The organism is Hyunsoonleella aquatilis (genome assembly GCF_014270105.1).
GTDB classification, from domain to species: Bacteria; Bacteroidota; Bacteroidia; order Flavobacteriales; family Flavobacteriaceae; genus Jejuia; species Jejuia aquatilis.
Window position 1 is genome coordinate 138,487 of sequence record NZ_JACNMF010000004.1, and the last position, 15,151, is coordinate 153,637.

10 protein-coding genes are annotated in these 15,151 nt (G+C 37.6%); all 10 read right to left on the reverse strand.

All coding sequences use genetic code 11. The features are described 5' to 3' along the window. Nucleotides 1-13: 13 nt before the first annotated feature. The 10 genes from H7U19_RS12250 to H7U19_RS12295 all read right to left on the reverse strand — a co-directional run bounded on the left by H7U19_RS12250 (nt 14) and on the right by H7U19_RS12295 (nt 15,134). Entirely contained in the window at nt 14-1,369 is a 1,356-nt protein-coding gene (locus tag H7U19_RS12250; RefSeq protein WP_186562796.1) for a hypothetical protein, read from the reverse strand. Between the two features lie 7 nt (nt 1,370-1,376). Continuing rightward, nucleotides 1,377-2,504: a hypothetical protein gene (locus H7U19_RS12255; protein WP_186562798.1), complete on the reverse strand. Its 1,128-nt coding sequence runs from the start codon at nt 2,502-2,504 to the stop codon at nt 1,377-1,379. Next, nucleotides 2,501-4,423 (reverse strand): FAD-dependent oxidoreductase, encoded by a 1,923-nt coding sequence (locus tag H7U19_RS12260; RefSeq protein WP_186562800.1) that lies wholly within the window; start codon nt 4,421-4,423, stop codon nt 2,501-2,503. Before H7U19_RS12260 ends, H7U19_RS12255 begins: the two co-directional genes overlap by 4 nt. Before the next feature lie 15 nt (nt 4,424-4,438). Then, nucleotides 4,439-6,097: a sulfatase gene (locus H7U19_RS12265; RefSeq protein WP_186562802.1), complete on the reverse strand. Its 1,659-nt coding sequence runs from the start codon at nt 6,095-6,097 to the stop codon at nt 4,439-4,441. 5 nt (nt 6,098-6,102) lie between these two features. After that, a complete protein-coding gene (locus H7U19_RS12270; RefSeq protein WP_186562803.1) occupies nt 6,103-7,038 on the reverse strand; it encodes a family 16 glycosylhydrolase in 936 nt (311 codons plus the stop codon). A gap of 32 nt (nt 7,039-7,070) precedes the next feature. Further along, the gene (locus tag H7U19_RS12275; RefSeq protein WP_186562805.1) at nt 7,071-9,449 is read right to left on the reverse strand and encodes an alpha-amylase family protein; all 2,379 of its coding nucleotides are present in this window, start codon (nt 9,447-9,449) and stop codon (nt 7,071-7,073) included. Between the two features lie 92 nt (nt 9,450-9,541). Beyond that, the gene (locus H7U19_RS12280; RefSeq protein WP_246454802.1) at nt 9,542-10,576 is read right to left on the reverse strand and encodes an SMP-30/gluconolactonase/LRE family protein; all 1,035 of its coding nucleotides are present in this window, start codon (nt 10,574-10,576) and stop codon (nt 9,542-9,544) included. Between the two features lie 34 nt (nt 10,577-10,610). Continuing rightward, nucleotides 10,611-12,488, reverse strand: coding sequence for a CRTAC1 family protein (locus H7U19_RS12285; protein ID WP_186562807.1), 1,878 nt, complete (start codon nt 12,486-12,488; stop codon nt 10,611-10,613). 10 nt (nt 12,489-12,498) lie between these two features. After that, nucleotides 12,499-14,148 (reverse strand): sulfatase, encoded by a 1,650-nt coding sequence (locus H7U19_RS12290; RefSeq protein WP_186562809.1) that lies wholly within the window; start codon nt 14,146-14,148, stop codon nt 12,499-12,501. A gap of 239 nt (nt 14,149-14,387) precedes the next feature. Next, a complete protein-coding gene (locus H7U19_RS12295; protein ID WP_186562811.1) occupies nt 14,388-15,134 on the reverse strand; it encodes an HpcH/HpaI aldolase family protein in 747 nt (248 codons plus the stop codon). Nucleotides 15,135-15,151: the final 17 nt, after the last annotated feature.

Genomic DNA, 15,151 nt, shown 5'->3' on the forward strand with positions numbered 1-15,151 from the left:
ATCTGTGGTTGGCTTACTTAAAAGTAGATTGTAATGGGTTTTGAGTATTTCGCTCTTTAGGTTTAATAAAAATTGTGGCTGATCGCTGATTCTCGCAATTCTCAAAATCGTTCAAGGTGCTACTGGTTATAAATCCATTTTTAGGTACTTCTGGTGAGAATCCTGAGTGTTTTACATCATCTACATCAATCTGATAAGTTCCTTCTGGATTATTAAAAGATTTGTAACCATCTAATGATGTATAGTACACCGCAGATAGAGCTGGTGCTTTGTAAGATTCATTATCAAGATTTTTTTCAACACTTATATACTCGCGCAAAGCGCAGGGAATAAACTTTAATCGCATAGCCCTTACCTGGGCTTGGTTACCGTATTCTGCAAAAACATTTGCAATTACAGAGTCTTCTGAAAATGTACCTGCAACGTGCCCTGTACCTAGCTGATCTTTTTTCCGGGAAAGGAACCCAAAATTAATGGCTACGGAAGCTTCGCAACTAATAGTGCTTATATTTCTTATATCTACAACACCTTGATGAATGGTATGTGGAGATATCATAACAGCATGAGCACCATTCTTGCAAGAAATATTTCTACCGTATATATTATTCATTACTATTGTCTTATCGGTAAGATATCTATCAGCCAAACCTTTATAACCTGATTCCAGTCGTAGTGTTACGCCACCTATACCTTGTAAATTTCTAAACAATAAGTCCTGCCCTACCTGAATTTGAACAACACCATACCCATAGTGTGCATTTTCAACTCCAATATTTTCTATAATACCAAATGAAGGAAAAAAAGCTGGTGTACCGCCAACAGCCTCTGACGTAATGGCGTTAAACTTAGTATTGTTATCAATAACCTTAAAATCCGCAATCTTAAAATTCTGTGCGTTACCAAGTTGAAACGCCCTAATTTTTTCGTTCGGTTTAAAATTTGAAAAATCGAAAGTAAACGTTCCTTTATCAAAACCTTGAAAACTCCAATTTGTTACCTTATTAAATCCATTTTGGTATCCAGCCCTAAACAGAGCATTCTTAGGGGTTTTGGTTTTGAAAATCGTACCTGACTCTACTTTGATATGTACATTGGACTTCATGTGTATTTGTTCCAGAACATAAGTGTCAGACTTAATTATGAGAACCCCACCACCCCGGCTTTCAAGTTCATCTATTTTGTATTGCAAACTCCTACTATCATTAAAAGCGTTAGAAAATTCTAAAATATTAACATCGTGAACAATTGGATTAAAGAAATAACTATCATCTGGAAGTTTTCTATCCAGCGGACTACTTTGAGACACTCCATGCAAAGAGCATATCAGAAATAATATTTTTATAAATATTTGATTTTTTTTATTTATCATATTTAGCTTATAATCTACTTTTATTCTTTTGATAAAATACCTCCAAATCTTGTTCATTTGCATTCAAGGCTTTATGATTTTTTAAAAACCAATATACTCGTCTGGCTATTAAAAAATCTGATTCTAATAAAGGAACTACATTATTTAAAAGTATCTCTGAGTAGTGTTGTTTCTTTTCCATAAGATTCAGAAGCATTGATACTTCTTGATAAGAGCTTAAACTACCAAATGTTGTACTCAAATCATCTAATTGGATTTTTGGAACATCAGAAGCATTTTGCAATGATTGTATTACTACCAATTTTTGTTTTTTACTACCTTCAAAAAATAGTCGCTTTGTTGCATCATAATACAATTCAGAAGGTGCCTTCTCAAAATAACCAAATGCTTTCTTCAACAAAGCTTCATCTTTCAAAACTTTAAGAATAATGGTGTCGATAATTTCTTTTGAAAACAAATCCCTTCTATTCAATTCGTTAATAGCAATATTGAAATAGGTTTCATTTTCTTTTAAAATAAAATCTTGAAGTTGTGTGAGCGACAAGGATTTTCCCGTTATATTTTTAATTTTTGAAACCACCTCTCCATTCGCCCAATGCCAAAGGGTATAACAGGTTAAAGCGGCCCCAGGCACGGTGTCCTTTTCGTCCAGTTCTAAAGCAGTTGGGCCAGAAACTGCATCCAGGTCATCAATATCCGATTCTTGAGGAACCGAAAGGATTTCGTCGTAGTACACATCCTTAAATGGCGAATTAGGATTCGCCATAATACTTTGAATTTTTAGGTAATCTTCAGGTTCGAAAAGATCGGCTTCATATTTTTCAAGAGTCCGGCCTTTAGCAATTTTATACTTTTGATATTCTCCTATGTTGTTCCAATATAACGTTACAGGAATCTCTTTGCATACTTGCTTCAAACAGATAACAGAATAAACGTCCATCACATACTGAACGGGATATCCATCTTCATTTTGAATTTCTTGAAGAATCGCATTTACCGGTTTTTTTTCTCCTGGATGATTTATAAGTACGTCATGCAAAATTGTTTTGTTGATTGCTTGCCTCTTTTCAAAATTGTAGAGCAATAAAATTGGCAAAAACAACCACAAGTATGTTTTAACAAAAGATATCATCATGCATAGCAACGGATTTCAAAAAGTTTTACGTTTTCAACGCCGTAAGTTTCGGTCATTATAAGTTTGACCGCCGTAATTTGTATGGGTTTAAAATTGAATTTAATCAATCTTGTTCGGTTTTCTGAAATATTGCCCAAGTCTATCCATTTTCCATTGGCTCTTCCTTGAAGACGCATTGCTTTTAGCATTTCCTTAGGTACGCTATTGCTGAAAAGTTCATCGTTTCTGCTATCCTTTCGCATCATAATGTTGCGATTGACATTGGTATCGCACTTAAGTTCTACTTTGGAAATAGAAATAGGATTTTCCCATTCCAACTGAAGCTCTGCAGGCAAACCATCAGATTGCCAATGGTTTATTTTTCCATAGATATCCCGGGAAATACCGTTTAAAAGGTTTTTAGCATCACCCGAAGATGTTGTGGATGCAAAAATTAAACTTGCATTTTTAGCTAAATCCAATGGGTCTTGAGCGGGACGTTTTGGAATGTAAACATCATCCCGCATTAGCTGTTCCTGCAATTCATTTATATGATTTTGATAAACGCCTCTCGGAAGAACATTGTGTTTTTTACAAAGCATTGCTGCCGTACCCACGGCTTGCCCTTGCAATGCGCAAGTGGCCATAATTCTTGAGGAGGACAGCGCAATATGTGTTTGACTTACATTTCTACCAGCAAACATGAGATTGGGTACATTCTTAGAATACAAACTTCTAAATGGAAACTCATATACTTCCTTAAAGTGATAGTGGAAATAACTTGGTGGCTCCGAAATATTTTCGATGCCTCCCGGATTGTGTTCATCTAAAGACCACCCTCCAAATGCTACGGCATCTTCAAAATGTTTATGCTCTGTCATATCGCGTTCTGATACGATATAGTCGCCTAAAAAACGGCGGGACTCCCTCCGTCCAGGAACAGAACCTACCCAATCTAAAGCCAAATTTTCTGCTTCAGGAAAATGACCAGAATTCTTAATATAATCCCAAACGCCATGAAGATAAGCCATCAACTTATGCCTGTTTTCCTCTGCATCTCCAATAATATCATCATCGCTTCCTATTTCAATCCACCAAATACCATCTTCGTACCATTTGAAATGTCTGCGAGGATGTGCGCCTTCATGCGTATATTTTATCGCATAAGAAGGCGGACTGTATTTCATGGGTCTTCCCATATCTTTTGAAGACATCAATAATGATGCCCCCATTTGCCACCCATCTGGTTCATCGGGCGCATAAGTTTCATTAAATTCTGCTTTTCCTTCCCTACCTGTTCTATATTCAGCTCCTGCGGTGGCCGCTAATAGCCCGTCACCTGAACAATCGATAAAAATTGGTGCATTTATGGTAAACATTTTTTCGGTAGTAGCTTGCCAACACATTGCAGATTTTATGGTATTCCCATCCATAACCGCCTCAACAGCCTGTGTATTCAACATCAAGGTTAAGTTTGGCTCTCGAACTACAAAATCGTACATCACATGATCAAAAACAGGAAAAGATTCCTGTGCATTTTCAAAGCGGTTGTGCAATAAAATTTCTTCGATAATTCCTGTTTCCCGTTCAGCTTTTCCTTTTAAATCGTTCACCCCATTTAAGTGTACCCTTATTTCACTTGAAGCATTACCGCCCAAAACAGGCCTGTCCTGAACCAACACTGTCTTAGAACCATTTCTTGCCGCCGCTACTGCTGCACATATTCCTGCAGCACCGCCACCAACAACGACTACATCATAGTCTTTAGTTATTTTTCTTTTAGGTGTACCCGTTTTTCCCGTGCCGAGGTGATACCATTTATCTTTGGGTTTATCATAAACAATATCATTGGTGCTAGCACAAGATGTAAAAATTAATGGCACGGAACCAGCCGCAATGGCCGCGGTTGTTCCTTTTTTAAAAAAATCTCTTCTTTTCATTTTGTCTAATCTAGCTTATGTTTTTGGTATATTTCCTTGCCAACTTTTATTGAATTGAATCATAAGTTTTTCAACTATGTCAGGATGCACCTCTGCAATATTTTTAGTTTCTAACGGATCGGTATTGTGATCGTATAATTCTATAAAAACAGGTTCTTTTTCAGAGTTTTCTCTGTCTTTCCAAACGATAAAGCGATAGTCTTTTGTCCGCATGGCGTAGCCCATAAGATTGTTTTCAAATAAATTCCTATCCCATGTATCACCTTGTTGTTTGATAATTCGTTCTTCAACTTCCTCGAGTAATGGCCCGAAATAGGTCTCGCGCATTGCAGGCCTGATTGGAAATGCGCCCCATTCCCGTAATGCCGGTGAAGGAAACTGACTGAATACAGCCGGTTTCCAATCCAAATCTGGGTTTTCAATTAAAGGTTTAAAACTTGTACCCTCAACATGTGTTGGCATTTCTAAACCAGCCAAATCTGCCAATGTAGGATACATATCGATTAATTCTACCAACGCATCGGTGGTTTTTCCTTGACTTCCTTTTGGCATATCATGTGTCCAAATCATCATGGGAACTCGCGTCGCAATTTCATAATTGGTAGCCTTTCCCCAAATGCCCATATCGCCTAAATGCCAACCGTGGTCGCTCCAAACGATAATGATGGTGTTATCTCTAATGCCTGCTTCTTCCAAAGCGGAAATCATTTTCCCTATTTGGGCATCTACATAGCTTATACAGGCCAAATAGGCGTGCTTCAAGGTAACCGCTAAAGAATCCTTTATTTTACCTTTCTTTGGAATTCCACTTCTAACGCGTAATTCAAACGATGGGTGCAATCCCACTTGGGCACCCTTTTCAGGGCTTTTGGTTTGTGTTGATAGTTTGATATCCTCCCTGTTGTATAAATCCCAATACTTTTTTGGCGACACCCAATTTAAATGTGGTTTGTTAAAGCCTAAACCCAAAAAAAATGGTTTCTCTGGATTGCTTTTTAGCATCTCCTTCATGGTTGCGATAGCCAATTCGGTGTTGTAACCATCATGATAGGTGTTATCTGGAACATCAGCACTTTCGTAAGCCTGCCCCATGGCCAAACCATATTTGGCAACCTCTCCATATTTTTCCATCATGGTCTTTCTCGTTGCAAAGCGTTCCTCAATATTTTCTTTTAACGCAAATCCAATAGGATTTTTTATGCCTTTTGAAGTCATACTATCTATTGCGGGTAATTTACTCCAAGACTTTTCATCATCTAAATCACCATGATGAAATATTTTACCCGTGTAGACGGTTTCATACCCATTATTTTTGAAATGCTGAGGAAGTGTAACAACATCAGGATTAGCTTCCCTAAATTTGATATAATTATGAAACACACCACTGGTTTCGGGCCGAATTCCAGTTAGTAAACTGGCCCTGGAAGGCCCACATATAGCTTGTTGGCAATACGCCTTTTCGAATAGTAAACCCTGACTAGCCAATTTATCCAAATTGGGGCTTATTGCAATTTCTGAACCATAGCATCCTAATTCTGGACGCAAATCGTCAATACCAATAAAAAGGATATTAGGTTGTTTTTGAACCGCTTCCTTCTTTTCTTCACAACCTAAAAAAACAAAAACTAATAGGCTGAAAATTATTGCCTTACTATAAATATCCTTATTTAACATGCACTTTATCTCTTTTCCCAAACCCTAATGTAATCAACATACATAGTTGTTGGCATACCTTCCAACTGCTTTTTAGCATCTTCATTTACCAACGGATTCACTGCTCTATTTGCATTGTTTGAGAATTCAACAAAAGGCCTTCTTAAGCCTAAAGATGCCGTTACATTCATTGGTCTATACCAATCTGTATTGGGCTTACTGGCAATTTTTACACCATCAACATACCAAATGATTTTTGTTGCATTTACCTCGCAACCGTAAACATGATAATTTTTGCTTGGGTCGTCCTCTAATCGGTATTTGTTCAATTGCGATTCAGGATGTTTTTTTGGTCTGAACCACACGCCCTTTCCGTTTACTTTTTTAACCAAATGAAGGTTATGATCGGTATCTTTTATGTCGTCTTGATGCCCTTTGTACCAATCAAACTGTTGTAACTCAACCACATCTATTTCACAATATATGGTTTTGCCATCGGCTACATCTCCATCAAAATCACTGTAGAGCCAAAACGAAGGACAAACGCCCCAGCCGTTTTTGGGACCGGGAACATCTATAACAGCTCCTTTTATTCTTGCTTCTACATAACCCGTTGTAAAGGTTGCTTTAGATTTTAGTATGCCCGATTTAAAATAGGTTCCGCCGTCTGAAACATTATCGGCATTGTGCCTCATGGTCAATTCTGCTATACCGCTTTTAGCCTTTGCATTGGTTTCGTTATTCCATTTCCAGCCCGTGGTATTGGGCAAATAAGAGTTTTTATACCACTTTGCCCAATCTATGTCTTCATCGTTAAACTCATCTGACAAGGCGTTTACCAATTGCCATGAATCATTGGTATTTGAAGTTGCTAACGGCTGAAATATTTTAGATTGAACACCCTTTTGAACTTTACAATTCGTGATAAGCACAATTAAAAAAATCCATACTAGCTTCTTCACAGGAAATCAACTTTAGGTGTTATATTTTGAATTTACTTAACCTCTAATAACAATACTTCTTCTGATACCAAATCGAATTCAGCCTCCATTTCATTTGATGTCATTAAATCTTTGATGGTTGTTGGTGCACCAGATTTTAAGGACAGTTTAATTTTAGCAGTATTGTGACCTACGTTTAGTAAATTCACCAAATACGAGCCATCATCTTGTTTCACAACTCTTGAAATTACCGTTTTAAAGTCCAATCCGTTATCAGATTCTACAATCACATCGGGCATTTGATCTGCCACTTGCGTTAAAGCAGTTTCTTTAATTTTAGCCATGTCGCCATCTAAGGTGATTAAATTGCCTTTACCAGCGGTTAATTTCTTATTGCGCTTTTTATCGTATTCGTCCATTGATAAACTCTCAGATGAATCCAAAATTACAGTTCCTCCGCTGTTTAAATAAGATTGTAACGCATCAAATTCTGAGTTGGTTACATATTTCGTTTTATAAACAACTACGGTATTCCAAGTACTATTATCCTGTTTTTCGATGATGTTCTTCGTAACAAAACCTAACGGAAGCCCTTCAAAGAACAACGACTTATACATTTTAGTGGCTTCAGTCATATATTTTGGTGTATTGATAGCAGATGTTTCCGAGTAAAACAAACGTAACGGACGTGATTGTCCACGAAGCGCAATAATTTCTTCTGAAAATGAATTCAAATCGAACATTACTTGGGTAACCTCGTTAGTGATATGCGGTTGCATGTTGTTTGAACCTGCGTAAGCGCCACCCAAACCCGGATCGAAGAAATTCAATTCGCCTTCTAAACGGTCTTCTGGCGAACCATCTGGGTCGCGCGCCCAAAACCATCCCGTATTGGCATCCATACCCATAAGGGTAGCTAACCAATATACGTTTCTAACATAGCTTGTGCGCATATCCAATTTTCTATACATACCCGATGACAAGAAATGAGATTCAGAATTCACATTAATCTTTTCCGGTGCTACCGACTCCAAAAAATCATGCAAAATGGCCATCCCGTCCCATTTATAAGCATAGTCTTTATGCCAATCAGAGTTAATATGCGGGCGAATACTTGGGTCTCCCAAGGCTTTTGCATCATGACCAATCATGGTAGTTAATTCTGTAAGTGCTTCAAAATCCATTCCGTGAGAACGGGAATCTTCATAAAATGTTCGTGGAAATAGTTTAATATGCGTATCTGCCTCGGGGTTAACCGAGTGCAAATTTTCTTGATTAAAAGTGAACCATTCCGTGGTTCTGTGCATGTTATAACGACACCAATCAAACCAAATGGGTTTTCCTTGAAGTGCTGTGGCTATCGGTATTTCTATTTCAACCTTATTAAAATTGACATAAGAGGTTTCCCAATTGGCATTCAATTTTTGAATGTTATTATTGTACTTTTTCTTCAACCAACCTCTAAAGTTATTCAGGGTATATGAAGAAATAGCATTCATCTCCTGGTATTTAGCCGTCCAATGGCCTTTTTCCGAATACCAGTGCGGTTCGTTAGCAAAAACGTAACCCAACTCCGTAACTTTTTTGCCTTTGGTGAGTTCACCTGTATGACGAATGATTTTTCCCCATAAATCCTTGGCAACAGGGTTATCAATGTCAAACCCTAAAAACAATGAGCGCCCTTTACGAACTTCTGGCTCCTTCTTCTCAACCCACTCTGGAATACCCATGCCCCAATAATACAAAAACCCAATATTGGTATCAGGAATACCAGTAAGCTCTTTCATCAATTCTTCATCCCAAGTCCCATCCTCTTTCATTAAAAAAGAGTTAATCGCGCGATCGTGATCTACAGGATATAAATTCTCACCTCCATGATACAGCGCCCCTAAATGATCGTTATAAACTTGCTCGTTTGTTAACGGTTGCCCCACTGTTTTGGAGAAATAATCATAAGGAAAAATAGGTTTGCCATTACTAACAAACATATTATCACCAGCTTTGGTGTTTTGCCAATCTACCTTATTAACGGGTCTTCGCTTTATTTTACCATTAAGCTCTTTGTTTAAATCATCAATACTTTTATCTAAAATTTGAATCACTTTTTTGCGTTCAAAATCTGGCAACATTTCGGCTAAAGAATCTTTATTGGGCGCATAATAGCGCTCGTAACCAAAAAGCTTTGCTATAGCGTCTTTATTCGCTTCATCCCAATTTGCAAACTTTATAAATTCCTTGGAAAACCATAATGTTGTTTCTTCTCGTGTTACATCAATGTCTTTAGAACGAGCCTTATCCATAAGCCTCTCAAGGGTTTCTATTTTAGATAGGGCTTCTTGTTCTAGTGTTTTTTCAGATTCACAAGACAGAATATTGCCTACTAAAAATAGGCCAATAGCAAGTTTTAATAAATTAGATTTTAAAATATCCATAATTTTAAATTTTATTGTCAGAATTATAATTTTAGTTTAGTCATTATACAATACAGTTATATGAAAGTTTAATTGGCTTTAGAGCCAAAAAACTATTCATTTAAATCTAAATATGAAATAGTGTAAGGTTTACTATGCTTTGAATTTATCATACCCTTTGCTACCATTAAATCAAAGTTTGAGATAACCAGCTTACCGTTATAAACAATCAAATCCGCAGGTTGATCCAAACCACCTAAAGCGCCATCATTATCTGGATATTGTGCTAAAAGTTCTATATTTTGATTGGTATCTACTTTAAAAATTTGATTTTGTGCAAACCCTGCTACATATAAATTTCCTTTGTCATCTATATTGATTCCATCTGGAGCAGAATTGACGGGGAGTTTAGCATAAACCTCGTCCCTTTCTACTTTTCCATCTGCATTTAAAGTGAGTTTATAAATAGTAGCATCTCCAAGATTTCCAACAAATAATTCTCCTTTTTTATTAAAAACTAAACCGTCTAGCCCTACCTGACGTTTTAAATTTTGGGTTACGGAGGTGTAAATTAAGTTTTTGTCGGATCTGTCATTATTAACTCTAATATCTCTTTCAGTTGTTTTAAAACAATAGACTCCTCCAACAACTTTGTCTTTTTTAAGCTTTGGTAAATTAGTTTGTGTTATATAAACATATCCATTGTTGTATCGAATACCATTAATTGAATTAAAACCATATGCTACGATTTCGGTAGATATCAATTTATTATCATTAAAAACCATTCTTAACAATCTGCCTTTGTTCTGTTGATTATCACATAGATAAAGCGCTCCTTGATCATCATAGGCAATACCCATTGGGTTTGATTTTCCAGTAGAGGCTAATACTGGAATTTCTACTAACTTTGTAACTTTTCCATCCCTTGAAATGCTCATTAAAACACCAGGCTTGGTTTTGTCAGCAAAATTTGGGCATGAAAGTGTTAAACTTCCATCTGGTGCAATATCAAAAGCATCTGGTGTTGGACAAATGTCTGGTAGTTTTGCAAATAGTTTAGTAGTTAGCAAGTGCTTATTTTGTGCCGTTGTACTTGCAGTTAGTGCAAAAAAAACAATAGCGAAAAGCGAGATTTTTAGTAAATTCAAAACTATACTGATTTAATATTTTTGCTTAGAACGGCTAATTCGTATTATACACTTTATTAACTTCGGATAAATTTAACTTTAAAGATTCTCCATTGCTCCAAGTAACCATGGCTTCTTCAATGGTTGCGGTTTTACCCAAACCAACATGCAAATAGGTATCTAACCCTTGCGAGTAAGAGGACGATGTTGCTCCAACTGCGCGTTTATAAATCTTTCCATCGGACTTTAAAGTAAGTACAGCACCTATTGGTAACGCCTTTCCTGAAGGGGAGTTTCCAACATTCACCACAACAAAATTATTGTCGCTTTTAAGGTTGTTGGTAAACAGATGCCATCGCCCGCGTTCGTTACAATAAATGATATCCAAATCGCCATCTTTATCGTAGTCAAGAGCATCGGCACCCATGCCTGTTGAACCAATTTCGGTTCTAACTACGCCGTGATTCTTAATTAGATTGAAATTTTTACCCTCGTTATTCAGAAGTATAAATTGTTCAATTTTTGAAGCTGAATGCCCATATCGAACGACAAACAAGTCAGACCATCCATCATTATTGAAATCACCAACAGCCGTACTTGAAGTTTGTTCTTTTAAATCGATGCCTAATTTAGCGGTTACGTCTACAAAGGTTCCATTCTGATTTTCCAATAATTTCGCAGGTAAATCCTTTAGGGAAATGGTTTCTGGTTTACCGATTACATTATGAATTACTGCCGAAGTTGGTGAATCCGTATGCCCAGATAAGCGCCACTTGTTATTACCCAAATAGCCGATATACAGACCTTCTTTTTCAGTATCCTTGGGAAAGCCCTCCCCTTCTTTTTGAGTAATTGTTAGATTTTGTCCACCGTGTTGATCTAGCGTTCTTTCGTATAGGGTTTTATTTTTTCCGATGTTGATATCAAAATGTGGATACGCCATTTGAAGGTTTTCCAAAATCAAGTCGCCCTCTACCTGAATTTCATGATGGAATGCTCTTCTTCTATCGAAAAAATGGTACGTTTTAGTTTCTTCGTTATAGTCGCTTTCAGAATCGAATGGGTGCTTCGAGCGCGTTAAAAACAAATCGAAATCGCCATCATTATCAAAATCAATTTCCGAAACGCTATTTACTAAATTAGTATTGGTCAGATTCCCTAAAACCTCTTCTGAAACATCAATAAATTCAAAATTTTCACCACCTTTCACAGCAATAATTTTACTTCCGCCGTAAAATATAAAATCCTTTACGCCATCGTTGTTAAAATCGATGATAGTAGTCCGCATATTGAATCGATCTGCGTATGGCAAAAGTCCATCAAACACAAAGTCCTTTTCCGTATCCCTTTTGTAAAGGAAATGTGCTCTCTCCCATTTTTTATTGGGAGGAAAGGCCGATAAAATCAAATCCTGTTCACCATTGTTGTCAGCATCAAAGAATTTTACCGCTCGCCCGCGACTCGCTTCAAAATGCTTGAATTCATTCTCTTCGGAAACAGTTCTGTCTTTATAAATGGTATAGGCACGCAATTTTCGAGGGTTTTTCCCGTCACCACCACCCGGTTGCACCAGTACTTCCTGCAAGCCATCACCATTATAATCCCCAACAGAAATACCGTGTGTATCTCCGAAGATAAATGGTTGCCCGAGTTCATAAGTGCCTTTATTGTTCCAAAACACTTCAACCCTTCGAGCGTGCTCTGTAAGCAATAGATCCAACCATCCATCTTGGTCCAAATCGGCAATTACGGCATTATCGAATTTTCTACGAGACCGTTCTTCTTTCGGAAAATCTTTGCTTTCGGAAAAAGATAACATGGTTTGGGTTTGGGTATTCTGGTTTTGAGCTTTGCACCCTGTATTCATCATTAAAAATGAAACAACGCAGGCTGTAAAACCTATTGTACTAGAATATTTAAAAAAAAGATTCATAATTTTTCCATTAACTTGGAAGATTACCTTTCCAACCTTTGTTAAACTGCTCAAGTAATTGCTTTACCAACTCCGGATTATCTTCTGCAATGTTTTTAGTTTCGCCAGGATCTGTTTTGTGATCGTACAATTCATAGAACAGAGGTTCACTATCTTTTTTGGTATAATCCTTCCAAACAATAAATCTATAATTTTGAGTACGCATCGCGTATCCCATTAAGTTATTCTCAAATAAGTCCCGATCCCACTTTTCCTTCATCTGGGCTTTTATTTTGGCCTCAACTTCTTCTATCAGAGGTCCAAAATAAGTTTCTCGCATTCCTTGAGATAAGGGGTTAGCGGCCCATTCTCTTAAAGCCGGTGTTGGAAACTGGCTAAATACAGCGGTTTTCCATTGTTGATTTGGGTTTTCTACCAAAGGTGCAAAACTATATCCCTCCAAATGTTGCGGTTTTTCTAATCCCGCAAACTCGCACAATGTGGGATACATATCTACAAGCTCCACTAATGCATTGGATTTTGAACCACGGGTTTCTTTTGGCATATCTGGTGTCCAAACTATTAGTGGGACTCTGGTGGCAATTTCATAATTGGTAGCCTTGCACCAAATTCCCATATCTCCTAAGTGGAAACCATGATCGCTCCACAGCATAATGATAGTGTTGTCCCTTACCCCTGCTTCTTCAAGGGCATCAATCATTTTGCCTATTTGAGCATCGATGTAGCTCACACAGGCCAAATATGCATGCTTTAATGTTCGCGCCATTTCATCGTCGATGGGACCTTTTTTGGGTATGCCATATCTGGCGCGTAGCTCAAATGAAGGATGCAATCCCATAGACGCTCCGTTTTCGGGTGCTTCAGTTAAGGTTGCCAACTCAATTTTCTCGGGATCATACATATCCCAATATTTTGAAGGTGCTGTCCAGTTTAAATGAGGCTTCTTCATACCCATGCCCAAAAAGAAAGGTTTATCGGGGTGTTTTTCCAGCATATCCTTCATGGTAGCTATGGCCAATTCTGCATTATAACCATCTTCATAAAACGTATCTTCTACATCTGCTTTTTCGTAAGCAGGACCTTTCCCCAGTCCATTTCTTGGAGCATCTTTACCATATTTGGCAATAACTTCCTCAGTTGCTTTTTTGGAATATTCCTGATTTTGAGGTAAAGCGTATCCTCCGGGAGTTTTGCTTTTTTCAACGGTCATTTTATCATGGGCAGGGCTTCTACTCCAGGATTTTTCATTATCTGCCCAGGCTGGTTTATGGAAAATCTTTCCCGTATGCACTGTTTCGTAGCCATTATTTTTAAAATGTTGTGCTACTGTAACTATATCCGGATTGGCTTCCCTGAAATACGTAAAGTTTTCAATGACGTTAATGCTCTCCGGTCTTGCCCCGGTCATCAAGCTTGCCCTGGAGGGACTGCAAATAGGCTCTTGACAATACGCTTTATTGAACAACAGCCCATCGGATGCAAGCTTATCAATGTTTGGAGTTATTGCAATTTCTGATCCATAGGCTCCAATTTCAGGTCGCAGATCATCTACGGCCAGAAACAAAATATTTGGTTGTTTCTTGGGCTCCTCTTGGGGTTTTTTGCCTTGTTTGCACCCCCACATGAAAAATAGTGCGAATACGATATAATATATCTTCATTTAGTTGTTTTTTAAGAGTAATGTTTTGATGTGACAAGTTTTAAAAAATAAGGCAATATCTATGAAACATATATATCATAAAATACAACTAATTTACCCTAATTGTAATTGGTGAAAAACCCGCTTCTACGCATCAATTCGAAACCAAAATTTTAGTATCGTTTGAATCACGGCCAATCAAATAATTTGTACTATCGCAAAGAACTTAGCAAATACCATAGCCAAAGTTTCGGCTAAATCTATTTATGCACTTCATCCACAATGCTCTTACATGCGCTGTAATAAATTCCAACGTCAACAGCGTAGGAAATATATTTAACACCCAAATCTATCCATTGTCTTGCTGATTCCGGGCTTTCGACAAAAGTCCCTACAACTTTACCCAATTTACTAGCTTTTTCAACAATTTCTTTCATTTGGGAAATGACTTTTGGGTGGTTCACCTGGCCAGGTACGCCACAGGATTGAGACATATCATAAGGACCTATAAAAATGATATCAATACCATCAACAGCTAAAATTTGGTCTATATTCTTAAAGGCAATATTTCCCTCAATATGAATAATAACACCTGTAGATTGGTTGGCATTTCCAAAATAATATTCTTTGTGCATAGACGAATAATCGGCCGCCCTTACATAACGGCAAACGCCCCTAGCGCCTTCGGGGAAAAACTTTGAAGCCTTCACGACGCGTTCTGCGTCTTTCGCTGTTTCTATTTGGGGTACTTGAACGTAATCGGCACCAATATCCAGTGCTTTTGAAATCATATTTTCGCTGATTTCTGGAACACGCACTACTGGCACCACTCCTTTAGCTTGTGCCGCTCTTACATGACCTTGAATTGTCTCAAAAGTACTAGGGCCATGCTCTAAATCTATGATAACGAAGTCAAAACCGGCAAAAGCAGCTACTTCCACTAAAGCGGGGTCGCTTACTTTCATAAATGGCCCTACTACAAATTTTTTATTTTCGAATAAACTCATGTTTTTAAGTCAAGTGG

What these genes read in the sequence shown, in the direction of transcription:
- H7U19_RS12275 (WP_186562805.1), bottom strand. Translation starts at nt 9,449, where the DNA reads ATGGATATTTTAAAATCTAATTTATTAAAACTTGCTATTGGCCTATTT.
- H7U19_RS12255 (WP_186562798.1), bottom strand. Translation starts at nt 2,504, where the DNA reads ATGATGATATCTTTTGTTAAAACATACTTGTGGTTGTTTTTGCCAATT.
- H7U19_RS12285 (WP_186562807.1), bottom strand. Translation starts at nt 12,488, where the DNA reads ATGAATCTTTTTTTTAAATATTCTAGTACAATAGGTTTTACAGCCTGC.
- H7U19_RS12250 (WP_186562796.1), bottom strand. Translation starts at nt 1,369, where the DNA reads ATGATAAATAAAAAAAATCAAATATTTATAAAAATATTATTTCTGATA.
- H7U19_RS12295 (WP_186562811.1), bottom strand. Translation starts at nt 15,134, where the DNA reads ATGAGTTTATTCGAAAATAAAAAATTTGTAGTAGGGCCATTTATGAAA.
- H7U19_RS12260 (WP_186562800.1), bottom strand. Translation starts at nt 4,423, where the DNA reads ATGAAAAGAAGAGATTTTTTTAAAAAAGGAACAACCGCGGCCATTGCG.
- H7U19_RS12290 (WP_186562809.1), bottom strand. Translation starts at nt 14,148, where the DNA reads ATGAAGATATATTATATCGTATTCGCACTATTTTTCATGTGGGGGTGC.
- H7U19_RS12265 (WP_186562802.1), bottom strand. Translation starts at nt 6,097, where the DNA reads ATGTTAAATAAGGATATTTATAGTAAGGCAATAATTTTCAGCCTATTA.